A 23,333-nucleotide genomic window follows, 5' to 3' on the forward strand; every position below is an offset into this window, starting at 1 on the left:
GTCAACCGGTCACAATGTGGGGCATAAACGGGTCCCGGTGAGGAAAATCACAACAAATGAATAAAAAATTCGCCTGTATTGGCATTGTTGGCCACCCGCGTCACCCTTCAGCGCTGGCAACCCACGAGATGCTGTTCCACTGGCTGGTGGCCCGCGGCTATTCGGTGATGGTCGAACGCCAAATCGCCCATGATTTGGGGCTGAAAGACGCCGTCACCGGCAGCCTGGCGGATATCGGCCAGCGCGCCGATCTGGCGGTGGTGGTCGGCGGCGACGGCAACATGCTCGGCGCCGCGCGCGTGCTGGCGCGCTACGACATCAAGGTAATCGGAGTCAACCGCGGCAACCTCGGTTTCCTCACCGATCTCGATCCCGACAACGCCCTGCAGCAGCTGGCGGACGTGCTGGAAGGCGAGTACATCGACGAACAGCGTTTCCTGCTGGAAACCATCGTGCATAAAGAGCACCAACAGTGCCGCATCAGCACCGCCATCAACGAAGTGGTGCTGCACCCCGGCAAAGTGGCGCACATGATCGAATTCGAGGTGTACATCGACGATCGCTTCGCCTTCTCGCAGCGCTCGGACGGCCTGATCATCGCCACGCCGACCGGCTCCACCGCCTACTCGCTCTCCGCCGGTGGGCCGATCCTCACCCCGTCGCTGGAGGCGATCGCGCTGGTGCCGATGTTCCCCCACACCCTTTCCGCCCGGCCGCTGGTGATCAACGGCGACAGCACCATCCGCCTGAAATTCTCGCAGATCGGCAGCGATCTGGAGATCAGCTGCGACAGCCAGATCGCACTGCCGATCCAGGAAGGCGAAGAAGTGCAGATCCGCCGCAGCAACTTCCATCTGAACCTGATTCACCCGAAGGACTACAGCTATTTCAACACGTTAAGCACCAAATTGGGCTGGTCGAAAAAATTGTTCTAAAATCTGCATCGGCCACTTTACTGTATATAAAACCAGTTTATACTGTATGAAACTACAGTTATGTGTTTATACACAGGAAGGTTCCCATGCTGGCGCAATTAACCATCAGCAACTTTGCTATCGTTCGTGAGTTGGAAATTGATTTTCAACCGGGCATGACGGCGATCACCGGTGAAACCGGCGCCGGCAAATCCATCGCCATCGATGCGCTGGGGCTGTGCCTCGGCAACCGCGCCGACGGCAACGTGGTGCGCCTGGGAGCCGCCCGCGCCGACATTTGCGCCCGCTTCTCGCTGGCGGACACCCCGTCCGCGCGCGCGTGGCTGGAGCAAAACCAGCTGGACGACAGCAACGAATGCCTGCTGCGCCGGGTGATCAACGCCGACGGCCGTTCGCGCGGCTTTATCAACGGCACCGCCGTGCCGCTGTCGCAGCTGCGTGAGCTGGGGCAACGCCTGATCCAAATCCACGGTCAACACGCCCATCAGCTGCTGCTCAAGCCGGAGCACCAAAAAGCGCTGCTCGACGCCTACGCCGACGAACCCGCCCTGCTGGCAGCGATGAGCCAGGCCTACCAACGCTGGCATCAGAGCTGCCGCGAGCTGGCGCACCATCAGCAGCAGTCCATCGAGCGCGAAGCGCGCAAGCAGCTGCTGCAATACCAATTGAAAGAGCTGAATGAATTCGCGCCGCAGGCCGGCGAGTTCGAACAGACCGACGCCGAGTACAAGCGCCTGGCCAACAGCGGCCAGCTGCTGACCCTCAGCCAGCAAACGCTGCAGCTGCTGGCCGACAGCGACGAGAACAACATGCTCAGCCAGCTTTACAGCGCCAAACACCTGCTGCTTGAGCTGGCCGGGCTGGACGATAAGCTCAGCGGTCTGCTGGACATGCTGGAAGAGGCCTCTATCCAGATCAGCGAAGCCAGCGACGAACTGCGCCATTACGCCGATCGCATGGATCTCGATCCCAATCGCCTGCACGAGCTGGAACAGCGCCTGTCGCGTCAAATCAGCCTGGCGCGCAAACACCAGGTCGCGCCGGAAGAGCTGCCGCAGCTGCATCAGCAGTTGCTGGATGAACAGCAGCTGCTGTCGCAGCAGGAAAGCGACCATGAGCACCTGAACGAGGCGGTGACCCTGCATCATCAGCAGGCGCTGGCGCTGGCGGAGCAGCTGCATCAGAAACGCCTGCACTACGCCGCCGAGCTGACCACGCTCATCACCGACAGCATGCAGGCGCTCTCCATGCCGCACGGCAAGTTCAACATCGACGTGCGCTTCGAACCGCAGCACCTGAGCGCCGAAGGGGCCAGCCGCACCGAGTTCTGCGTCTCCACCAACCCGGGCCAGCCGCTGCAGCCGCTGGCGAAGGTCGCCTCCGGCGGTGAGCTGTCGCGCATCGCGCTGGCCATTCAGGTGATCACCGCCCGCAAGATGGAAACCCCGGCGCTGATCTTCGATGAGGTGGACGTGGGCATCAGCGGCCCGACCGCCGCCATCGTCGGCCGCCTGCTGCGCCAGCTCGGCGAATCCACCCAGGTGATGTGCGTCACCCACCTGCCGCAGGTGGCCGGATGCGGGCATCAGCACCTGTTCGTCAGCAAGCAGACCGACGGCACGGTTACCGAAACCCAGATGGCGCCGCTGGATAAACGCGCCCGGCTGCAGGAGCTGGCGCGCCTGCTCGGCGGCAGCGAAGTCACCCGCAATACGTTGGCGAACGCCAAAGAACTGCTGGCGGCATAAAAAAGCTCAACTTTTTCACTTTCCTGCGGTCTGACAGTGACGCTGTTGGCCCGAGAAATATCTAAAGTGCGGCGCGGCGGTGATCCAAAGCCATCTCAACAGCCTGAAAAAGGCCAAGCGCTTGAGGTGCTAAAGGAAAGCCAATGCGTCGCAACGTGAAAGATGAAGGGTATAAAGGTTTCCAACTGCCGCAAGGTCTATTATCATCGGCATCCTATGCCCTAAAGGAATGTGATTACTATGCGCTGTAAAACGCTGACTGCCGCCGCTGTAGTTCTTGTGATGCTGACTGCAGGCTGTTCTACTTTTGAAAAGGTGGTTTATCGTCCTGACATCAACCAGGGGAACTACCTGACGTCGACCGACGTGGCGAAAATTCAGAAAGGGATGACCCAACAACAGGTCGCTTACACATTGGGCACCCCAATGCTGCAAGACCCGTTCGGAACTCAGACGTGGTTCTATGTGTTCCGCCAGCAGCCTGGCCATGAAGATATCACCCAGCAGACGCTGACGCTGACCTTCGACAGCGCAGGCGTGTTGACCGACATCCAGAACAAACCGGCGCTGACCAAGTAATCGGCGCTGACCGCTCTTCCGGCCCATGAGGGGGCATGGTGTTCCTCATGACAGTCGCAGGCTGCAACGCGGAAGAGAAAATCAGTTTCAGATAAAAAAATAAGGCGCTATAAGCGCCTTATTTTTTTGCCTTTTCTGCCCGTTGCCGGCGCAGCTCTTTCGGATCGGCGATCAGCGGCCGGTAAATCTCCACCCGGTCGCCATCGTTCAGCGTATCGCCCAGCTTGGCCGGGCGGCTGTAAATGCCGATTTTGTTGCTTTTAAGATCGATATCCTGGCGCAGCTCCAGCAGGCCTGAAGCCTGAATCGCCTGCTCGACACTGCTGCCCTCGGCCAGCTTCACCTTGCGCAGGTACTGCCGCTCCGGCAAGGCGTACACCACCTCGACCTGGATGTCAGACACTGTAGACCTCTTTCGCCCGCTGGGTGAATGCCTGCACCATGCTGCCCGCCAGCTCTTTGAACACCTTGCCGAACGCCAGCTCAATCAGTTTGTTGGTGAACTCGAAGTCCAGGTGCAGCTCCACCTTGCAGGCCTCTTCGCTCAGCGGCGTGAACTGCCAGCCGCCCATCAGCTTGCGGAACGGACCATCGACCAGTTGCATATTGATGCTCTGGTTATCCAGCAGCGTATTGCGGGTGGTGAAGGTCTTGCTGATACCGGCCTTGGCAACATCCACCGCGGCGGTCATCTCGTTTGAGGTAGCGTTAAGCACCCGGCTGCCGGTGCAGCCTGGCAGAAAATCGGGATAAGAATGAACATCGTTAACCAACTGATACATCTGCTCGGCGCTGAACGGCACTAATGCAGACCGACTGATCTGGGGCATATCATTTCCTGTAAGACATAAAACGTACAGATAATACCATTTATCTGGCGGCAAACAAAAAATCTGCTAAGGGATGAGGGCACCAAAAATGCGAAAAATTGCGCAGGTGCTGAACGGGAAAGGATTTCTTTCGCTGAAGCATCCAGTATAATGAACGCACTATGACAAAGAAAAAAGCACACAAACCCGGTTCCGCCACCATTGCCCAAAACAAGCGCGCGCGTTTCGAATACTTCATTGAAGAAGAGTTCGAGGCGGGCCTGTCGCTGCAAGGGTGGGAAGTTAAATCGCTGCGTGCAGGCAAAGCCAACCTCAGCGACAGCTACGTGACGTTCCGTGACGGTGAAGCCTACCTGTTTGGCGCCACCATCACCCCGCTTAACGTGGCTTCGTCGCATGTGGTGTGCGATCCGACGCGTACCCGTAAACTGCTGCTGAACCGACGCGAGCTGGACACCCTGCTCGGCCGCGTCAACCGCGACGGTTACACCGTGGTGGCCTTGTCCCTGTATTGGAAAAATGCCTGGAGCAAGATCAAGATCGGCGTAGCCAAAGGCAAGAAAGAGCACGACAAACGCGATGACATCAAAGATCGCGAATGGCAGACGGCGAAAGCCCGTATCATGAAGCACGCCAATCGTTAAGCCGCTGGCTTATCGAGGTAAACTTCTGGTATACTGTACAAAGTTACTTGGGGCTGATTCTGGATTCGACGGGATTTGCGAAGCCCTAGGAGCATGCCGAGGGGCGGTTGGCCTCGTAAAAAGCCGCAAAAAAATAGTCGCAAACGACGAAAACTACGCTTTAGCAGCTTAATACCCTGCTTAGAGCCCTCTCTCCCTAGCCTCCGCTCTTAGGACGGGGATCAAGAGAGGTCAAACCCAAAAGAGATCGCGTGGATGTCCTGCCTGGGGCTGAAGCGTTAAACTCAATCAGGCTAGTCTGTCAGTAGCGTGTCCATCCGCAGCTGGCCGGCGAATGTAAAGATTGGACTAAGCATGTAGTGCCGACGGTGTAGTAATTTCGGACGCGGGTTCAACTCCCGCCAGCTCCACCAAAATTCTCCATCGGTGATTACCAGAGTCATCCGATGAAGTCCTAAGAGCCCGCACGGCGCAAGCCCTGCGGGCTTTTTTGTGCCCTCAATTTGTCCCGCGAAGTCTGAAGAGAACTAATTAAATCCGAACCTTTTAGGCCCATTGATAGGCCCAACGAAAAGCTCTATCGTTTTCGTTGGGCCTAAACGCATGGAGACTCCCCATGGCAAGAAAAACCAAGCCGTTAACCGATACGGAAATCAAAGCCGCCAAACCTAAAGATGCCGATTACCAGCTGTATGATGGTGATGGGTTGACGCTCTTAATCAAATCCAATGATGCAAACGCTGGCAATTCCGTTACCATCGACCTCTAACTAAACTGAGAACGAGCAAAGCTTTGCTGCCTACCCTGCCGTCTCGCTTTCCGATGCACGTAAACTCTAAAAGCTCCTATAACCTAGTCATTTTTGCTTGCTGAGCAATAATGCAACTGGCCGCATTAACCTCAAGCGGGGCTCTATGAGTTTGCTGAAGCTACGTCACCAGATCCAACTCGCTGTGCCATGCTGCCAGGCAAGCAGGTTCTAGTATTGCTGCGGCCAACGCTTGTCCGACTTCGTAATCGGGACCAGTCTCATCCATAGCGACTTGGTAATCGGTTAAGTAACTCTGCAGTGACGCCAAGTCTCTCGGACCTCGTCCGCGTCGTTTGAGATTGAAAAGCTCTTTTTGCTTGGCCAAATATTCTGCTTTAAATTTCTTAGTCCAGCGACTCGAAAGATTTAGTAGCTGATCGAGATGATCTGCTTTGGGTTTATCAGCTGCTACAATGGCAACGCAATGCACGGTCCGTTCTGATAACACATAACTAATTCCTATCCCGCCATTCCCAGGCCTCAAATAGGGGTGAAACCAATCGGAGAAACTGCCGGCAGTGTGCACATCTTTCTCACCTTTGTTCGCAGTTGAGTTGCATTCGCCACAAATGGGAAGCAAGTTGTCGGCGCAGACGCTGAGCAAGGGAAACTTACCCTTTGCGATCCAATGATCGACTTCAGGTGTTTGGCCTAGAGGACCACCACAAAGTACACATACCTCTTGAGCATCTAAGTCAGGATTCAAACGGTGGACATCGCGAAATGCTTTCAGATAGTCAGCGTATTTTACGCCATCTGCAGCGGTGGGTGTGCCATCGGGCTGGTACGGCAAGCCACTACGAAGTCCTTTTTCGTAAAAAGCTTCGATCAATGTTTTGAATGCCTCCCAGTTCGAAGCGCTAATAGCAGGACGATTGATTGGCCACAGGTTTGGTGCTGGTTGAAACTGGGTTGCAAGCGCAGAGACGGTCTGTATCCAGGCCATCAACACCCTCTTCTCTGCAGAAGGCATCACAGCAACTGTTTGTGCACGACTAAATAGCGATTGGCCGGCTTCAACTCGCTGGAGAAAGTTCCACAACCAATTCGTCTCAATTCTGCTGGCCAGCACTGGCGGCTGCAAGCCTTGCTGGCTAATGTGGGCATCTGTGATCGCAGGGTCACACAACCACAGAGCAAAACGTTGTATCAGTTGCTGGCATGCGACCAACGCAGGAGAACACGCGACGCGATGGATGGGTTTAAGCATTTTTACTCCGCCAGGTATTCAACAGGGTACGCAATTCACTGCGATAAAAGCCCGAACCCATACGGGCGATCAGACGCTCCAGATCGGCGATGTCTTCGAGTGTGCCGGTGGCTTGCTGTAGCTTGTCTTCGATAAACTCCTGGGCGCGTTTGCCAATGCTGTCATCAGCACCAAACACAGTCATCATCAACGCGCTGGGGTCGGTAGCGAACGTCGGTTCGTCCACGTTGCGCACGGTGGAGCCATCCGCCGTTTTTTGTACCATCACTATTTCGTTGTTGAACACATCCGAGAGCACGATGGCGGAATGGGTGGAAATCAATACATCGTTACTGGTATTGCCAATCGCATCATCGATGATGTCAACAATCTCACGCTTCCATTTGTCATTGAAATGGGTTTCGGGCTCATCGAGTAGTAGTAAGGCGTCCTGCTGGCCTTCGAGCAGGTGGAACAGCGCCATGCGACCCAACACCATTTGCTCACCGTCTGAAAGCTCCTCGTAGCGCAGTATGCCAATGTCAACCGAGTTGAAGTCGGTACCTTCGTCAGGTGCGGGTGTTCGGCGCAAGCGCAACAGTACATCATCAAACATGCCTGCCTGATTCAGCTCCAACAAACGGGTGAAAAGCTCAAAGCTGCTCACGTCCTTGGCGCCGCCGAGTAACGCCCAAAGCGCTTCGCCCTGGCTGGTGCAGGTTTGCAACTCATCGCGGGCGGGTGACAAAAACGAGATGCCTTGTGCGTTGAAGGGGCCTTTGAAATCGAACCACAGGATACGACGAGGTTCCGCAGGATGCGGCTCTGCGACAACTTCACTGGCACACAACCACCAATCATGGGCAGTTTCACACAGTTTCTGATCCCATTGAGTCGCTTGTAAACGCGAACGGAATGCGATAGAAACCAAGTGGTGCCACCCCCCGCTCCAGCAGCTTTTGCAAAGAATTTTTGTTATCAGCTCGCCCTGACTGGTCTTTTGTTTCAACCAAGGCCTGTGGCAAAGCCACAGCCAGCAGCGCACATTTCAGCAATGTGGCGTCAAGCAAAACCGGGCGGCGGAAGCTATCCATCTCGCCAAGGTTTGCATTCTGTGGCTGCCGTTGGGTATCCCCCCCGACTGTTGCACTGCTTGAAAGGCATTTTCCTGAGCGACGGTCCAGCCTGCGGGGCGTTCGTCACTTTGGGCATTATCATTGCTATCAAGTATACCTTCTGCGCGCTGATTGCGATTCCACACAGAACGCCAAGGGCGCAAATCTCCGGTGGTGTAGGCCAGAACTGCGGAAGGTAAGGCAATGCTGTGCGGCGTCACCGATCCTGTGGGCCATTCACCTTTGTGCACAAGTGGTCGAAACTCCGAAGGAATATCGCTGGATTCGGCTGAAAAACACGCAAGCATTTGCTCGAATTGATCCACCGTAAGGTTGTCTGGGAAAGAAAATTTGTCGGCAATCCACAGGCTTGCGGACTGACGATCTCCGAGCCAATCTACGATCAATGTTCGCGCGTTAGGTGCGCCGCGTTTCCCAAGTTCATATACCAATTGCACAGGGAAAAGGGTTCGCTGTCCATCCGCCAATGCCAGGAAAACCTCGGCGACAGCCCGCAGAAGGTTGGACTTACCACTGCCATTCACACCGACGACGAAACGAATGGCGCACACGCGCGCCAGCGGCGAGCCGCTGGCAAAACACACCTTGATGTCAGAGATGGGTGGGTAGTTTTGCAGACGTAAGTAACGAAGACGCATTAGACAGACTCCAAATCAACTTGCCGCGCCTCAACCTTGAGCGCGATGGCGATGTCTTCTTTCAGCTCATCGAGCGAGGCGTAATGCTTGCCCAAGTCCACCAAGTTAGTGAAGTCTTGTCCGTCTTCATCTTCAACGGCGAAAACTTGAAACATTCCGCTTGCTCCAGCGTGTTCAGAGGTCTCGTAGTCCAGCTGGACTTCAAAATGGTAGTGCTGCTGGTCAATACCGGACGTCAATGTTTTACGCAGAGCCTTCACATCGGCCATACGTGTGAACTCTTCCGGGCGCAAGGGGCGGAAGGCTTTAAGGTAATCCAGTTCGCCGCTTTCTAGATCTTGCTTGGGCAGGGTAATTTTGGCGATCAAACCCAGTGAAGCCAATTGGCTCAAGGAGCGGCGGATTCGATTGCCGTGCGACTGGCCAAAGACTTGTAGACGTTCTGTCACAGTCGCGTGATCGCAAAATCGAGAAAAGACCTCCGGATCTTCTACCAACAGGGGTTGGCCACTCTCCTGGCAATAATCTGTGAAGGTCGACAACACTTGGCGTTGGAACTCACTGATCTCGCTAAGCAACCATTGGCGCTCGGTGTGGGTGGTAGAATCGGTTTGTACTGTATTGGCAATCACATTATTTGATGTCGCATTGACGGTCTTAGTGCCGTGTTCGCGCAGCGATATATCGCGAGCTTTGGCAGCCTCGATAATTTTATCTGTATGCGCAACACGCCAGTTTGCAGTCAAATGTCCGACGAGGGCTTGCTGGCTAATGAACTCCTGCAATTCGGAATACATCTCTAACTTTCCAAGCATCTGAGCCCGTAACGCTTCGATTTCACGCACCAATTCAGAAAACTTCTGTTGTAACGGCAGCGGAGGCAGGGGAACGGTGATACGTCCGAGATCCGTCGGACTAACGTTCGCCATACTAACGGCCTGCTTGGCTGAATTTAAAAGGCGATATTTTCCATAAGCACTATTTAGCGTAGCCCAGAGAAACTCAGGCAACATCTCTGGCTTCAATCGAAGTCGCACAAGATAAGATGCAAAACTGAATACCCCCTCAACTGGTCGCCAGATAGAACATTTTCCCACCAACTCCTTTGAGTTTGTACGATTAAATAGAAGGTCACCATCGGCCAATTTCGTTGATTCAATGTCTTTTTTCGACAGGGAGGCGTATTTCAAATCCGTCAAATCCAGCCAGCCACTTGCGGTCATGCTGTTCATTCGCAATACCGCATGCGTTCCGGTTTCGCCCATAGCTTCGGATACCCCATATTGGGATTCCGCCACGTAATCGCTGATTCGAACTGGATCAATCAGGCCATCAGCTGTGTACCAATCGCCAAAATATTCCCAGTAGGCCGTCCGAACCAAGTTATCAACCTGATCGCTAATGGACTTCTTAGCCTTAATGACCTCCTCCGCCAGTTGCAGTACATCGACGATGCGCTGTTGTTCGGGGAGCGTGGGGAGTGGGATTTTTACTCGTGAAAGAAAATCAGATGGGACCCGTTGCAAGCCTCCTGTCCCCACAAACGCGGATGCTGCACGCACTCGAAAAGCTTTCTGCCGAATAAAACTAAAAATATATTCCGGAAGAACAACATTGTTCGAACGCAATACATGGAATTCTGTGGAGCCAAAGCCAAGACCATTATTCAGGTTCCGAGCTATGGCAGCTTTTCCATTTTCCATGCAAGGCGTGACTTTTGCGAAAAGCACATCATGGTCACGAAAACTTGTGTAGCCTTTTGCCACCTCTGCGAACATGCGAGTTTCTGCTTTGTCTATCACGCCGCGATGTTCATCAACAGCGGACATCGGTACAAAAGTTACGATTGTATCGTCCTCTGGCCTCTGATCTGCAATTAGTCGAGGGTTCAATTCGCAAACATCGGTTAGCCGAGCTTGCACCCAAGTTTCTGGCAACTTCATTCCCGCCCCTCCACCATCGCCAGCAATTTATCCAAGCCTTTGATAATCTCTTGCTCGGTAGTTTTAAGCGCGCCTATCAATTCGGCCACGCTCTGGTCGCTCTTGAGCTGGGTGAAGTCGAATGGTTTGTACTGGCCAGCGGAGAGGTTCCAGTCCCGAGCCTCGATGCAGTCCGAGTCTAGTAATCCATCTTTCAGTACACCTTTTCCGGCATAGAGCCCATCGGCCAGCATCGCTTCCACGTAAGAAGGCCGCACTAATCCATCTGCATCGTGTGAGCCTACGAGCTGTCCATCTGCACTTTGCCACTCATCGTTACGCGCCCAAGCCCGCACGGGGACGACCCAATGCTTGACAGCTTTGAGCTCGGTTGCTTGATCAATAGCCAGGCTACGTAGGGTTACGTCAAAGCCGTCGAGCTTAGCCATTTCGCGAGCGATGCCTTCCAATGCAGCGTTTAGGTCGGCCACCGGCTCATAGGTGCTGAACTGTACCGTGGGCGCTTGCATGACTACCCGCTGGTGGTAGGACAAGCCGGCGTTGAGCGCATCTTTGACCATGCCTTTCCACATCTGTAGCGCGGGCCCATCTTCCGCTTCAAAAAAGCGTTGCACATCGCGTGCGGCACGGTTGAATTCTTGCTGCGGTACTCTGATGGCTTTTTTCCATTCCGCCAGCGCCTTGTCGCTAGCCATTTGTTCGGCTGTAGTGGCCTTGTCTTTCCACTTGGCCCACACAGGCTGGGTGGGGGCTGCGAAGAACTGGATCACCAAATCGTAGAGTGTCCGGCTGGCTTCGTTGCGCACCTGGTTTTCTGCTTCTTTAGGGTCAGCAGGAAGTTCGGGAAACAGCTCGTGTATGCCCCATACCTGACCGTCCCACATACTGGTGTCGGGCAAGGTCGAGAAAGCTTCACCTGCGGGTGTGAGTTTATCGGCAGTGTCACGCAGTAGGGCCTGGCGCCAGCGTTCGGTATAAAAACTAGGTTGCAGCAAGGTCTTTTCATGGCTTTGCGCGCCACTGCGACCATGCTCGATCCAAGCTTTGAACTTGATGAGCGCATCCCATAGGTCGTTTTGTTGGCCTGGGCGTGGATTGCGCTTGGCATCTTTTGAGTAGCCGTCTTCCTCCACTTCATAGAACCAAACGTGTTCGGTGAGTGGCGCGGCGTTGCTGGGCAAGTTTTGCTTGTTGTCGCGCCGAGTGACTTTTCTGAAGATCAGAATGGAGGTCTTGACGCCGGTGTAAGGTTGAAAAACACCGCCGGGAAGGGAAATTACCCCTTCCACCATATGCTCGACCAGCAACTCGCGGCGTAAACGCACGTGGGCATCAGTATTGCCGAATAAAACACCCTCGGGGATGATCACCGCACAGCGCCCGCCAATATCGAGTAAGTCGAGCATCAACCACAGAAAGAGCAGTTCGCTCTTGTTGGTGATTGATTCATCCTTTTTCTTACCACCACCGCCCACGCGTGGAAACAGTAGGGTGTCAGGCTCCAGATCGCCGCTGTCGACTGTTCCGGTAAAGGGGGGATTAGCCAGCACGAATTGATAGCTGCTAGGCTCAAGCAGTTCTTTAAGCTTGGCTTTTCCTTCGCGTTTGCTGAGGGAGTCGCCCTGTAGCAAGTGCGGGTCGGTCACGTCATGTAGCACCAAGTTCATCCAGCCGATGCGAGCCATGGTGCGGTCGTTATCGAGACCGACAAAATAGGCGCCGTTGTGGATGGCGGCATATTGCTCTGGTGTAGCGGCGGCGCCATCGGTGCGATGTGGGGTGCCGTCCCATTCCAACACGAGATTGTCTTGCGCGGAGAATTTACGCATTAAGTACTGCTGAGTGCTAAACAGAAAACCACCTGTGCCGGCGGCGGGATCTATGACGCTTTGACCTGGCTTAGGGTCGAGTAGCTCAACCATGAAACGGATCAAATGTCGCGGTGTACGGAACTGGCCGTTCTTACCTGCCGTGGCTACTTCGCTAAGCAGGTACTCAAAGGTGTCGCCCATGATGTCTTGGGCGGCTGAGCCTTCACCCGCTCTGGCGAAGAGTTGATCGATGGCATCAATCGCGTCGCTCAGCACCTTGCCTTTGTTGGGGTCTAGCTGGAAGTAGGCATCAGCCATGCGGTTATTGAGGCTGGATAGCTCTGTACCGCCGGCGCTGGCGCTACTGAAGTGTTTATCGAGCTCCCGTAACCACGGGAAAACCACGTCAATCAAATGGCCGGGATTGGTCTTTTCTTGACGGATGTAACTCCACTTACAGGATTCGTAACCCACATAAATGGAGGAAAAGCCTCGTTGTTGGCGCTTGAGATCGATGTCTTCCAAGCGTTTAAGGAAAAGCAGATAGGTGATTTGCTCAACTGCCACCAAGGGGTTGGTGAGGCCAGCTGCCCAAAAGCGGTTCCAAAGTTCGTCAACTTTTTTCTTGATATGAGGTGCAAGCATTCAGGGTGTCCTTGATAAATCAGGCTACGTCGTCCAACAGTTGGTTGGCGAGGTTAATAAGTTTGTCGATGTCCTGCGGCGGAAATAGCGTTTCCACTCGGCCCACGCGCGAGAGCGGTGGTTCGCCGAGTGCTGCACGGGTAATGCACCCGTGGCGCAGCACGGCGGCCTTTACAGCGCGTAGGAAGTTAAGTTGATTGGCACGCAAATAGCCGTGAGCGGCAATGAATGCTTCAAAAGCGGCATTGATGCGCTGCTCGCGGTTAGGCAGATGCGCACCTTCACAAAGTATGTGGCGTAAAAAATCAGCCAGCGATGCAGCTGGGGCTTCAAAAGCTTTGCGCAAGGTGTCTTCGGTAACGAACAGATCAGCTTGGTTCAATGTTTTGCTGACTTGGTCCATTTCCTCGTCATCCAGATGCTCGCCTTGTTTGAGTTTGGCTAATTCTGGCAGCTGGCCCGCCAGCCGGCGTACCAACGCTTCCACTTGCTCACGATAGCTTTCCGCGAAAGCACCTTCTCCGGTAGGGCCATAAATTATCCAGCTACGTTGCGTAATGCTGTCCGGTAGATTGATTTCGACCGTGCGGCTTGGTATGGATGTGCGATAGCGCATCAAAGGTGAGAACACGGATTGCAGCGTCCCCAGACGTGCCGCATTTAGGTGCAGCCAAAAACCAGCAGATTGCACCCAAACTCGTTGTTCAGCCACACGCTGCACTTCGGGGATGTTGTCGGCTAAGCTGCTCACAGCCTCTTGGATGCGTTCCTGCACTTTGGTTTTTTCGAGAGCATCGCCCTTAAGACAGGCCACAGTAAGACGCTCACACCAGATGCGGAACTGCAATTCTTCCAAGCATACCAACAGTGCAAAGCGCATCAATGGCGCGATGGTCCTGGATAGATGCTCCAGTGCGCTTTGGCTTGGCTCTGGCCATTGCCGCGCCAGCATGTCGAGATCATCCCAATGCGGCCGCACGTTGATGCTGTGCCGAGGTAAAGCATCCAGCATGGCCAGCAAAGAGGCGATAGTTGTTTGTGTATCTTGCTGCTGGGAGTGCAGAAGCAGCCACTTTTCCAACCGCAGGCGGAACAGACGCACTGGCAGCGGCTCACTCGGATACTCCACTTCGCCATCGGGTTTGAGCTTGAAGTAGGCGAAGTTTTTCCAGTGATCAATGATCAGAAAATCCTTCTTGATTTCGCCTGTTGCCTTGTCGATATGTAGTCGTGTGCCACGCCCGATCATCTGCCAGAACTTGACCTTACTAAATACAGGCTTGGCAAAGACCAAATTTTGAATAGCTGGAACGTCCACTCCGGTATCAAGCATATCCACCGAGATGACCACACGCGGCATGGTACGGTATTTGAAATCGTCCAACGTGGCGTCAGCACGCTCCATGTGGCTGTCGATGATTTCGGCCATGCCCTGGCGTTGCAGCTCTGGATATAGGCGATTAAAGCCTTCGTAAAGCCTTTTGGCATGAGCGTGACTGACGGCGAAGATGATAGACTTGTGCGGCAGGCCGCGAACATCTTTGCGGCTTTTGTCCATAAACTCTTTCACCATGGCATCGTTGGTTCCTTGATTGATGATGCCTTTTTCGATGTCGCTGCCATCGAAATTGAGCTCATCAAGATCTACGCCTTGATCACGTGCCATTTGCTTCAAGGGCCCGGGTAGTGCGTCCCCCTGAATACCTTGAAGCTGAAAGTTGGTTTGTGCGTCAAGCACACGGTAATTCACTAGGTTCTGATCAGCGATTGCCTGTTCGTAACTGTAGTAATAGCTGGGAGCACCGTCGCCACAATCGAATAGTTCAAATGTGTTATGGTCGATGTAATCGGTTGGGGTTGCGGTTAGCCCGAGCTGTATCGCATCAAAATGATCAAAAATAGTCTTGTACCGCTGGTAGATGGAGCGGTGACTTTCATCGGCTACGATCAGGTCGTAATAACCGACTGACAGGCGCGAATACACCTGCATCATGCTTGGGTAGGTGGAAAACTGGATGCGAGCCCCAGAGGTTTCGCCAGATTCGATGCGAGCCAAGCTTTCATTGGGCAAATATGATTTGAACTCCGACATAGCCTGACGCACCAATTCCCGTCGGTCTGCCAGGAACAACACTCGCTGCACGCGCTTGGAGCGCAGCAAGGTATCAACTAGGGCAATGGTCGTTCGCGTTTTGCCCGTACCAGTGGCCATCACCAATAGGAACTTGCGCTTGGCGGCATCTACGCCTTCAGTGACGCGACGAATAGCCTCGTTTTGATAGTCGCGTCCGGCTATGTCAGCATTGATAGTTACATTGCTCACGGGCTCGGCGAACTGATGCTGATGTCGTAGGCGCTCCAAATCATCTCGGGTATAAAAACCGGAGATCTTGCGAGGGGCGTAACGAGCACGATCCCAAAATTGAATTTCTTTGCCATTGGTGAGGAAAATAAACGGGTCGCTGCCAAATTGGGTTTTGATCGCATCCGCGTAATCTGCAGCCTGGCGCTTTCCTGCGAGTTCATCGCGAGATGATCGTTTAGCCTCGACTACAGCAATTGGTTTACCGTCTGAGCCGAGCAAAATGTAATCCGCATATTGGTAGTCCTTGTCGGTAATCTCGGGCTCCGCCGTTTTGAGCAGAAATTCCTCTATAAGGGTACGCCGACTTCGTGACCAGCCAGAACGAGAGAGCTGCGAATCAATAATCTCGGTGCGAGTCTGTGCTTCATCACGGTTTGAAGTCATTCTGTGCTACCTCCCTCAGCAGGCTCACCCGCCCCACCAGCCCGCACCCATTCGTCCACTTCAGAGAGCTGAAACTTCCACAGCCGGCCAATTTTATGGGCGGGCAGTCCCTGGCGTTCGCGCCAGCGGTAGACAGTATCTTTGACAACACCCAAGTGTTGGGCAACGTCGAGGGCGGTGACCCAGGGTTCGGCGGTCATAACAGTGGCACCCTTCAAAAAGGACTAAAGTCGTTTAAAGTCATTAAAAGTCTACCTAATCAACCCTTAAATGGCTATGCAAAATTAGCGGGTAGTTGACTGCTTCCCATTTACAGGTGCGAACAGCGAACTCGAATTCTCGGCCTGTCGTTCGAGCAGCACGATGATCTAGCCCATTCTCGATGTGAATCTCGTGGCCTATTGAAATAACTGAAAATAGCAGATCATTAGAAAAACAATAACAAGCCAACATGTTTGTACCGCCGTCCGCTCAATCGGATGAGTTGATAGCAGTTATGGACTAAACCCAAGCCAAGGAATTGGGCGCGTAAGCTTTGCCAGTCAAGGCTCGAGTTCACCTAATTGTATAATGCGACAAGAGCAATTGAGCCCCTGTTACACCAACCACTGGGAGGACCTACTGGTTGCGAGGTAAAAGCCACAGAAGGTTGAGCTGCCGATTCAAAGCTCGCCAGCCCAGTGAACCAGATAGACCCGGCGATAATAGCGAAAAAGCCCACAACTTCGGTTGCGGGCTTTTTTGTTTTTGTCACATTCAGGGGGAAGCCCCTTGGCCCGAGCTCCCCCGGGCCGATGCAGGCTAGTGATCCAGATAGAGGTAATGCAGCCAGCTGGTCATGCGCAGCAGCACTTTGCGCATCACGGAGACGTGCTCGAAGTGCCCGGTATAGACCGCCGCCTGGGCGCTCACGCCGTCGGGCAAGTGAGCCAGGTCGGGGTTAGCCGCCAGATCGATCATTACATACACCCCTTCCCGGCCCGGCGTGGTACTCAGGCCCTGCAGTGCGCCGCTGGCCTGGTAGCTGCCGTCCGGTATCGTCGGCAGCACCCGGCTCACGGTGCCGCCATAAACCTGTCCCGGCAAGCCGTTGAAAACCACCTCAGCCTGATCCCCCTGCGCCAAACGCAGGATGGCGTTCTGGCGGAACACCGCCACCACCTGGCGCTTTTGCTGCGGGATAAAGATCATCACCGGTTTGAACGGCAGGCGAACCGCCGCCGTGCCCGGCCGTGCCAGCACCTGCGTGACATAACCGTCGCTCGGCGCACGCACCACCGTTTGTTCCAGGTTGTAACGCGCTTCGGCAATTTGCGATTTCAGGCTGGCTATCGTGGCGTCTTCGCCGTCATAGCGCCCGGACAACCGCGCCTGTTCCTGTTGGAACTGGGCTTTCGCCGCCTGCAGCGCAGCGGATTGCGCCTGGTACTGCTGCTGCGCATGGCTGACGTCCTGCTCCGAGAATGGGTTGACTGGCATGGCCGCCCCTTTCGCATAGCGCTGGTAATCCTTACGGGCACGCTCGTATTCCGCGTTCGCCCGCTGCACGTTGGCGGCGGACTCGCTGAGCGCCGCCCGTCGCGTCCTGATCTCCGCCTCTGCACTAGCCAGGTCAGCCTCCAGCCTGGTGAGCCGCGCGCGGTAGCGGCTGTCGTCGAGCCGGAACAGCACTTCACCTTTGTGCAGCAGCACGTTGGTTTTCTCCGTCACCTCGACGATCATGCCCGAGACCTGCGGCACCATCGGCACAGAAACGGCTATTTTCTGCGCCCGATCGCTGTACGGATGGTTGTAGTTCATCGTCAGAATCAAGGCGCCGACGATAAATATTCCGCCGAGCACCGCAGTCGGCACGGTCCATTTGTTGACCGGAATGCGGAACAGTTTAAATACGCCGTAGCTCAGCGCCACGTAGCTGAGAATAATGAGCAAATCCATAGGCTACGCTCAACTTACCGTGGGGCCGGGAACCGCCGTCGGCTTTTCCTGCAGGCGTTGTAATTCCGCTTCGAGCACTGCGATGCGCGCCTGCAGATCCGTTGAGGGTTCCGGCCTTTCACTCATGCCCCAGCCGCGTTCCGGCCGATAGAGCGTCGCCCAGATCCACAGCAGCGGCCAAATGGCGTGCAGCGTAAACAGGCTGACCCAACCGGCGACGTGAATCGCATCCTGATGCGGATGGCGGCGCTTCTTCGCCAGTAAATAAGGAATGTCATGAATAATAATGACGCCGTAGAATAATATCAGGAATACTGCGATCAGTACGCCTAAAGCAAAATAGTTAAGAAACATGTAAAGTCCTGGTTGAGAATAATGGAAATAAATAATCTCTATAGCGTGTTATATTGTCTGATATCGTTGGCGATGGTATCGATGGCATTCTTCACGTCGGTGACTTTCAGCTGTGCTTTCTCATTATTAAGATTTTCCCCCGAAGCCTTACGCACCACTTTAATGACCGGCTGATTGGTCGCGGCATCGATAAACTCGCCTTCCATATAGACCGCGCTCTCCATAGTACGGTGCCCGGTGACGCTTTGCGTCGCGGCGATCAGCAGCGTGATTGGCAAGACTTCATAGACCTGCAGCCCTTTCTTCTGCGTGTCGATCGCCGTGATGGCGCCGCGGAAAATCAGGGTATGCTCGCGCGGCATGTCCACCAGCGTAAAATGGGTGCCCATCGCCTGCTTAAACTGCTGGTTGGTGTAATTCAGGATATTGTCGAGCGCGCGTTGGCTCACCATCTCGCTCGGTTTCGGCCGCGGGAAATAGATCATCGGTTGATACACCAGATATTGATAACGGGAAAAATCGACGTTCTTGTCCTTCCAATATAAAACGTCTTTGCCGGACGCGGATTGACCTTTATTGATATCGTTATAATTGGTCAGAAAGGTCGAGTATTTTTCTTTTTCGGTCACGGCGGACGAGCACGCGGCCAGTAATAACAGCGCAGGTAAAATAACCGCTCTTGTCACTTTCATTGACGGATTTCTCTTTATTTTTGTGGATAGCAAATAATCAAATCGAATGATACCCACCCACCCGTGATAAGTCATATGACAATGCCGCCAAAGGTGTATATCATTTTTGATATACAAACTCATACGAGCCGGCCAGTGAAAGAGAAAGACTTCCGCATTGAAGAACTCAGGATTGTCCGCGTCATTGCCGAAACGGCGAGCGTCAGCAAAGCGGCGCAGCTGTTGGATATGCCGCAGTCTAACGTGTCGCGCGCCCTCACCGCGCTGGAGCGGCGGCTCGGGCTGGAGCTGTTCTTGCGCGGCCCGCGCACTCTGTCACTGACCGAGTTCGGCGAACAATTCTTGCGCCGCGCCTCGCAGTTGCTGAACGAGCATAGCGATCTGCTCGATATGGCCGGCACCTATAAGCGCAGCCTGAACGGCATGGTCACGCTCGGCGCGCCGATCGGCATCCACGCTTTCCTGGCCAGCTATTTGCTGCCGCCGCTGCTGCACGCTGCGCCGGCGCTGACTGTCGATCTGGTAACCCGCAACCCCGACGAACGCGAGAAAAAATATGGCGCAGTATTCGACAGCGACTGCGATTTGCTGATCAGCTTTTTCCAGCCGCAAAACGAAAGCCTGATTGCCAGGCCCTTTACCCGTTTTCGCGTCGGGCTGTTCGCCGCGCCGGATTACATCGCCCGCTCGCCGCTGAATGAGCTGGATGAACTGTCGCAGCATCGCTGCATTACCTTGCGCATGCTGGGCGGCATCCGCAATACCTGGAGCGGCTACAGTGCACAGGGGGAGTTGGTGCAGGTCGAGATCAACGGCGCCAGCGTCTGCGATAACATTCTGCCGGCGATCGAGCTGGCCAAACAGGGCCTGGGCATCGTCTACGCCCCGTATTATTCCGTCGCCGCCGAGCTCGATGCCAGCACGCTGCTGCCCTGCCTGGCGCGCGAGCGCGGCATCGATATGCAGGCCTACCTGATCTACCGCCGGCGCGGCGTGTTGCCGCACCGCGTGCAGGTGACGATGGACAGCATCATGGAAAGCGTCAAACTGCACGCACACCGGCTGATATAGCCAAGAAAAACCCCGCCGCAGCGGGGTTTAACGCATCACATCAGCGCAAAATACCTCACCGCCCCTCTTTCTCCCCCAGGAAGAAATACCATAGCGGAATGGAAAGCAGCAGGGTGAACACCAGCGTATACAGCAGCACCATCAGGCTCTGCATGATCACCATCTGTGCGCTCCAGTCACCGATCGGCAGCTGAAACTGTTCGACGGTGCCACCGAGGATCGCCCGGCCCATCACGCAGCCGACCGCCACCGCCACTGTCGCCACCGCCGCGCGGAACTTGCGCACCTCGGCGCGGCGGGCGGCCGCTTCCGGCGTTTCGTCCCGAAGCCCTTGCCGCTGGCCGCGCCAGCGCCCTACGTCCACCAGCAGCAACGCCGCGAGGCTCACGCCCATTACCGGCAGGCAATAACCCAGCGCCAGTGCTACCAGCAGCGTGACGGCGCGGGCAGGCAGGGAAAGCGTCAGCCAGGCGGCAACCAGCGTCTGCACCGGATGCTGCGCACCCGCCGCCGGGCGGCGCATCCACCACATGCGGTAACCCAGCACGATCGTCAGGCACAGCCCGAGGCCGAACGCCGCCAGCAGCAGCTGATTCGGCAAGCCGAACAGAATGCCCATGTGGGCGTCGATGCCCCAGCGGGTCAGCTTGGCGATGAGCGGGAAGGTGTCGAACCGCACCTGGTCGACGACGGCGAAGCTTTGCGGCGCGATGGCAACCGCGTCCACCTGCGTTGGCCAGCTGCGATCTACTTCGGTCACCGTCCAGGCTTTGCCCTCGCCTTTCGGCTGGCGCAGCTCGACCTTAGCGGCGTCTATTCCGGCGGCGCGCGCGGCATGCAGCGCCCGATCCCAATCGCCGTTCAGCGCATTGCTTTGCGCGGCAGGGCCCATCTTCATGCCAGGCATCATCCCGCGGTGCTCGGCGTGCGGATCGGTCGGCGTCTGAGGCGCATCGGCCTGCAGGCTGGTGTTGACCTGCGGCGTCAGCCAGCCCAGGTTGGCCCGCAGCGCGTCGATGTTGCCGCCGGCCCACTGCGACCAGGTCAGCCCGGTGGCCGAGAAGAACAGCAGCCCGGCCAGCAGCGCCACGCCCAGCGTGATATGCCAATGGCGGTTAGCGGCGAAGCCCCCTTTCACCCTTTTCAGCTTGCGCTTCGGCCGCGTCGCCAGCCACAGCGCCACGCCGCCCAGCGCGGCCACCCACAGCCAGGAGGCCGCCAGCTCGCTGTAGTTGCGGCCCAGATCGCCAAGCAGCAGGCTGCTGTGCAGCTTGTCCAGCCAGGTGCGCAGCGGCAGTACGCCGGAGGTGCCGTACACCGTCATATCGCCCTTGATCGCCAGGGTATAGGGATCGACAAACAGCGCACGTGACTCGGAAGCGCCCAGCTCGGCACTCGCGAACTGTACGCGCGTGGTGTCCATTGCGCCGGGTGCCGGACGCACGGCGTAAATGCGCGCCTCGTCACCCGCCGCACGGCGGGCAGCGGCGATCTGGTCGGCCAGCGATCTCGCCTGCCCGTGCGGTTCGGTGAAAAGCGCATCGCGATACAGCGCCTCTTCAAGTTGCGGCGTCAGCACATACAGCGTGCCGGTCAGCGCGGCGACCAGAATAAAAGGGGCGACCAGCAGGCCGATATAAAAATGCAGCCGTCTGATCAGGTTCAGCATCGCGCCACGCGGCGATGCGGCAGGTGGAGTTTTGGTTATTGAAGACATGGCCTTTCTCGTTTTTCAAACTGTGCGCGCAGGCAAACCGTCCGCAGCGATACGGACGGCGTTACCCATGATCAAGCAATAGGGAAAAACGGTTGGCCGGGCGGCCCGCGCGGGCTCGGCCGCAGAGCAAGGCGCCGAATGGGCGGTGGGACGATGCGCGGCGCGCAAGGCAGGCGCGCGATACGCGCCATCAGCCACAGCAGCGGGACGAATGTCCACAGCAGCAGCGGCACGTGGATCAGCAGCTCGCAATAGCCGCAGAAAATCATCTCCGCAGGATCCATGCCGTGGTGGCCGGCATGCTCGGCGGCGGGCATCGCCATCCCGTGCATGTCGTGCGGCATGGCGGCGTCCGTCTGAGCCATGCCGCCCATCATCGGGTGGTGCATCAGCGATTTCGACACCACCGGCGCCACAAACAGCAACAGCACCGCCATAATGGCGATGCAGGCGGTAAAGCGTTGCTGTAGCTGACGTGGCACTCTCATCGCGGCGGCGAATTAACCCGGTCGGTGGCGAACAAGCGGCCAGTGTAACCCGCGATGCGCGATGAGGTGAAAGAAAAGTCAGGTTTGTCTTACCCGCCCCCGGCGAGGGCGATCACAGCGCCCGCGAGTAGACCCGCGAGGCTTCGCCCCAGGGATGATAGCCGAGCCCGTTATAAACGAAGCCGCTGCGTTCGTAGTACCCTTCCAGCTCGGTGCACAGGTGTAGCTGCGGGAAGCCCAGCCGGCGGGTTTCCGCCGCTACATGCTCAATCAGCTTGGCGCCGTAGCCCCTGCCGCGCTGCGTCTCTTCTACGTAGAGCGCGCACAGCCAGGGATACAATTCCCCACGGCTGATAAAGTCGTTGGTAATGAGCCCCGCACAGCCGAGGATCTGGTCATTTTCCATCAGCAGGTACCACTGCGGCAGCGGGTTGGCGGCGCCGAGGCTGCGGTTGATGGCGTCTTCATACATCATCAGCGTTTCTGCCGTGGCCCAGTGCCGCTGAAAATACGCAATGGCGCGCGGCGCCAGTTCAGGCGCTTGCCGCACCGAAATCATGTCCATCGTCATTCCCGTTATTCATGTTGTCAGCGTAGAATTATGCAGCAATATGCACGGTATGGCAGCGGCATTCCGCCGCCGTCATTCACCCCAAGGAGTCATCATGACGCAAAACATCTATGACAATCAGGCCTTCTTCGACGGCTACGCGCAGCTCAGCCGCTCGCAGCACGGCCTGGACGGCGCGCCGGAATGGCCCGCCATCCGCCGCATCCTGCCGGATTTGCAGGGAAAAAGCGTGGTCGATCTCGGCTGCGGCTACGGCTGGTTCTGCCGCAGCGCCCGCGAACAGGGCGCAGCCAGCGTGCTGGGGCTGGACGTCTCGGAAAAGATGCTGGCCAAAGCGTGGGAGATGACCGCCGACGCGGGCATCGAGTACCGTCGGCAAGATTTGGCGCAGCTGCAGCTGCCGCCGGAAAGTTACGATCTGGTCTACAGCTCGCTGACGCTGCACTACCTCGAGGATTTGCCCGCGCTGTTCGCCACGGTTTACGCCGCGCTGAAACCCGGCGGGCAGTTCATCTTCACCGCCGAGCACCCAATCTACACCGCCCCGGCGCAGCAGGGCTGGCTGACCGACGGCAACGGGCAGAAATCCTGGCCGGTCAACGGCTACCAACGGGAAGGCCAGCGCGTCTCCAACTGGCTGGCGGAAGGCGTCATCAAGCAGCACCGCACGCTCGGCAGCTATATCAACCCGCTGGCGCAGCAAGGGTTTATCATCCAGCATTTGAACGAATGGGGCCCCAGCGCGCAGCAAATCGCCGCTACCCCGGCGCTGGACGAAGAGCAGGAACGCCCGATGATCTTCATTCTCGCCGCCCGCAAACCCGCCTGATTGATCCGCAGTAAA

The 23,333-nt window shown here is 56.1% G+C and carries 22 protein-coding genes, 1 other RNA gene and 1 pseudogene; 9 read left to right on the forward strand and 15 right to left on the reverse strand.

Annotated elements, in window-relative coordinates; translation table 11 throughout:
* The first annotated feature begins 56 nt into the window (after positions 1-56).
* The 3 genes from nadK (at position 57) to bamE (ending at position 3,262) form a co-directional block, all read left to right on the forward strand.
* A complete protein-coding gene (gene nadK / locus ACORQT_RS19080; protein ID WP_060442527.1) occupies positions 57-935 on the forward strand; it encodes an NAD(+) kinase in 879 nt (292 codons plus the stop codon).
* Between the two features lie 86 nt (positions 936-1,021).
* Positions 1,022-2,683: a DNA repair protein RecN gene (recN, locus tag ACORQT_RS19085; protein WP_033644129.1), complete on the forward strand. Its 1,662-nt coding sequence runs from the start codon at positions 1,022-1,024 to the stop codon at positions 2,681-2,683.
* Between the two features lie 240 nt (positions 2,684-2,923).
* On the forward strand, positions 2,924-3,262 hold the full coding sequence (bamE, locus tag ACORQT_RS19090; RefSeq protein ID WP_004929101.1) for an outer membrane protein assembly factor BamE: 339 nt from the start codon (positions 2,924-2,926) through the stop codon (positions 3,260-3,262).
* Positions 3,263-3,380: 118 nt separating this feature from the next.
* Here bamE and ACORQT_RS19095 read toward each other — a convergent pair whose 3' ends face one another.
* Positions 3,381-3,665, reverse strand: a complete 285-nt coding sequence (locus ACORQT_RS19095; RefSeq protein ID WP_004929098.1) for an RnfH family protein — start codon at positions 3,663-3,665, stop codon at positions 3,381-3,383.
* Complete coding sequence (locus tag ACORQT_RS19100) at positions 3,658-4,092, reverse strand: type II toxin-antitoxin system RatA family toxin (protein WP_004929096.1); 435 nt, start codon at positions 4,090-4,092, stop codon at positions 3,658-3,660. Before ACORQT_RS19100 ends, ACORQT_RS19095 begins: the two co-directional genes overlap by 8 nt.
* A 161-nt stretch (positions 4,093-4,253) precedes the next feature.
* Here ACORQT_RS19100 and smpB point away from each other — a divergent pair, with 161 nt between their 5' ends.
* The 3 genes and pseudogenes from smpB to ACORQT_RS19115 form a co-directional block, all read left to right on the forward strand.
* On the forward strand, positions 4,254-4,736 hold the full coding sequence (gene smpB, locus ACORQT_RS19105) for an SsrA-binding protein SmpB (RefSeq protein WP_016929804.1): 483 nt from the start codon (positions 4,254-4,256) through the stop codon (positions 4,734-4,736).
* A gap of 49 nt (positions 4,737-4,785) precedes the next feature.
* Positions 4,786-5,149: a transfer-messenger RNA gene (gene ssrA, locus ACORQT_RS19110) on the forward strand.
* A 203-nt stretch (positions 5,150-5,352) separates the two neighbouring features.
* Positions 5,353-5,572: pseudogene (locus ACORQT_RS19115) on the forward strand (integrase arm-type DNA-binding domain-containing protein); the annotation flags it as partial.
* 93 nt (positions 5,573-5,665) lie between these two features.
* Here ACORQT_RS19115 and ACORQT_RS19120 read toward each other — a convergent pair.
* The 7 genes from ACORQT_RS19120 to ACORQT_RS19150 are packed head-to-tail and all read right to left on the reverse strand — an operon-like array spanning position 5,666 to position 15,858.
* The gene (locus ACORQT_RS19120; RefSeq protein WP_164057726.1) at positions 5,666-6,757 is read right to left on the reverse strand and encodes a hypothetical protein; all 1,092 of its coding nucleotides are present in this window, start codon (positions 6,755-6,757) and stop codon (positions 5,666-5,668) included.
* On the reverse strand, positions 6,750-7,745 hold the full coding sequence (locus ACORQT_RS19125) for an AAA family ATPase (protein ID WP_444859264.1): 996 nt from the start codon (positions 7,743-7,745) through the stop codon (positions 6,750-6,752). Before ACORQT_RS19125 ends, ACORQT_RS19120 begins: the two co-directional genes overlap by 8 nt.
* A 39-nt stretch (positions 7,746-7,784) precedes the next feature.
* Positions 7,785-8,510 carry a hypothetical protein gene (locus ACORQT_RS19130; RefSeq protein WP_444859265.1) on the reverse strand — a complete coding sequence of 242 codons (726 nt, stop codon included), beginning with the start codon at positions 8,508-8,510 and terminating at the stop codon, positions 7,785-7,787.
* A complete protein-coding gene (locus ACORQT_RS19135; RefSeq protein WP_164057728.1) occupies positions 8,510-10,453 on the reverse strand; it encodes a restriction endonuclease subunit S in 1,944 nt (647 codons plus the stop codon). Before ACORQT_RS19135 ends, ACORQT_RS19130 begins: the two co-directional genes overlap by 1 nt.
* Positions 10,450-12,909, reverse strand: coding sequence for a type I restriction-modification system subunit M (locus ACORQT_RS19140; protein ID WP_164057729.1), 2,460 nt, complete (start codon positions 12,907-12,909; stop codon positions 10,450-10,452). Before ACORQT_RS19140 ends, ACORQT_RS19135 begins: the two co-directional genes overlap by 4 nt.
* A gap of 19 nt (positions 12,910-12,928) precedes the next feature.
* Positions 12,929-15,658, reverse strand: coding sequence for a type I restriction endonuclease subunit R (locus tag ACORQT_RS19145; protein ID WP_164057730.1), 2,730 nt, complete (start codon positions 15,656-15,658; stop codon positions 12,929-12,931).
* Complete coding sequence (locus ACORQT_RS19150; RefSeq protein ID WP_049034488.1) at positions 15,655-15,858, reverse strand: helix-turn-helix domain-containing protein; 204 nt, start codon at positions 15,856-15,858, stop codon at positions 15,655-15,657. Before ACORQT_RS19150 ends, ACORQT_RS19145 begins: the two co-directional genes overlap by 4 nt.
* Before the next feature lie 319 nt (positions 15,859-16,177).
* Between ACORQT_RS19150 and ACORQT_RS19155 the strand changes: the two genes are divergently transcribed.
* Positions 16,178-16,294: a DUF4113 domain-containing protein gene (locus tag ACORQT_RS19155; protein WP_204317256.1), complete on the forward strand. Its 117-nt coding sequence runs from the start codon at positions 16,178-16,180 to the stop codon at positions 16,292-16,294.
* Between the two features lie 165 nt (positions 16,295-16,459).
* Here ACORQT_RS19155 and ACORQT_RS19160 read toward each other — a convergent pair whose 3' ends face one another.
* Genes ACORQT_RS19160 through ACORQT_RS19170 form a run of 3 tightly spaced genes read right to left on the reverse strand, consistent with a single transcriptional unit; the run spans position 16,460 to position 18,642 of the window.
* The gene (locus ACORQT_RS19160) at positions 16,460-17,596 is read right to left on the reverse strand and encodes an HlyD family secretion protein (protein ID WP_164057731.1); all 1,137 of its coding nucleotides are present in this window, start codon (positions 17,594-17,596) and stop codon (positions 16,460-16,462) included.
* A 9-nt stretch (positions 17,597-17,605) separates the two neighbouring features.
* Positions 17,606-17,950 carry a DUF3302 domain-containing protein gene (locus ACORQT_RS19165; protein ID WP_025303963.1) on the reverse strand — a complete coding sequence of 115 codons (345 nt, stop codon included), beginning with the start codon at positions 17,948-17,950 and terminating at the stop codon, positions 17,606-17,608.
* A 38-nt stretch (positions 17,951-17,988) separates the two neighbouring features.
* The gene (locus ACORQT_RS19170; RefSeq protein WP_025303964.1) at positions 17,989-18,642 is read right to left on the reverse strand and encodes a DUF3313 domain-containing protein; all 654 of its coding nucleotides are present in this window, start codon (positions 18,640-18,642) and stop codon (positions 17,989-17,991) included.
* Between the two features lie 135 nt (positions 18,643-18,777).
* Here ACORQT_RS19170 and ACORQT_RS19175 point away from each other — a divergent pair, with 135 nt between their 5' ends.
* Positions 18,778-19,713, forward strand: coding sequence for a LysR family transcriptional regulator (locus tag ACORQT_RS19175; RefSeq protein WP_089192631.1), 936 nt, complete (start codon positions 18,778-18,780; stop codon positions 19,711-19,713).
* Between the two features lie 55 nt (positions 19,714-19,768).
* On the opposite strand, the gene ACORQT_RS19180 is transcribed toward ACORQT_RS19175, so the two are convergent.
* The 3 genes from ACORQT_RS19180 to ACORQT_RS19190 all read right to left on the reverse strand — a co-directional run bounded on the left by ACORQT_RS19180 (position 19,769) and on the right by ACORQT_RS19190 (position 22,483).
* Positions 19,769-21,430, reverse strand: coding sequence for a DUF2534 family protein (locus ACORQT_RS19180; RefSeq protein WP_444859266.1), 1,662 nt, complete (start codon positions 21,428-21,430; stop codon positions 19,769-19,771).
* A gap of 71 nt (positions 21,431-21,501) precedes the next feature.
* Positions 21,502-21,918: a DUF2946 domain-containing protein gene (locus tag ACORQT_RS19185; RefSeq protein ID WP_233501940.1), complete on the reverse strand. Its 417-nt coding sequence runs from the start codon at positions 21,916-21,918 to the stop codon at positions 21,502-21,504.
* A gap of 112 nt (positions 21,919-22,030) precedes the next feature.
* A complete protein-coding gene (locus ACORQT_RS19190) occupies positions 22,031-22,483 on the reverse strand; it encodes a GNAT family N-acetyltransferase (RefSeq protein WP_197809846.1) in 453 nt (150 codons plus the stop codon).
* 100 nt (positions 22,484-22,583) lie between these two features.
* Between ACORQT_RS19190 and ACORQT_RS19195 the strand changes: the two genes are divergently transcribed.
* Positions 22,584-23,318: a class I SAM-dependent methyltransferase gene (locus ACORQT_RS19195; protein ID WP_444859267.1), complete on the forward strand. Its 735-nt coding sequence runs from the start codon at positions 22,584-22,586 to the stop codon at positions 23,316-23,318.
* The last annotated feature ends 15 nt before the right edge of the window (positions 23,319-23,333 follow it).

Origin of the sequence: Serratia sp. (in: enterobacteria) (assembly GCF_052400455.1) — a bacterium.
GTDB lineage: Bacteria > Pseudomonadota > Gammaproteobacteria > Enterobacterales > Enterobacteriaceae > Serratia > Serratia ureilytica.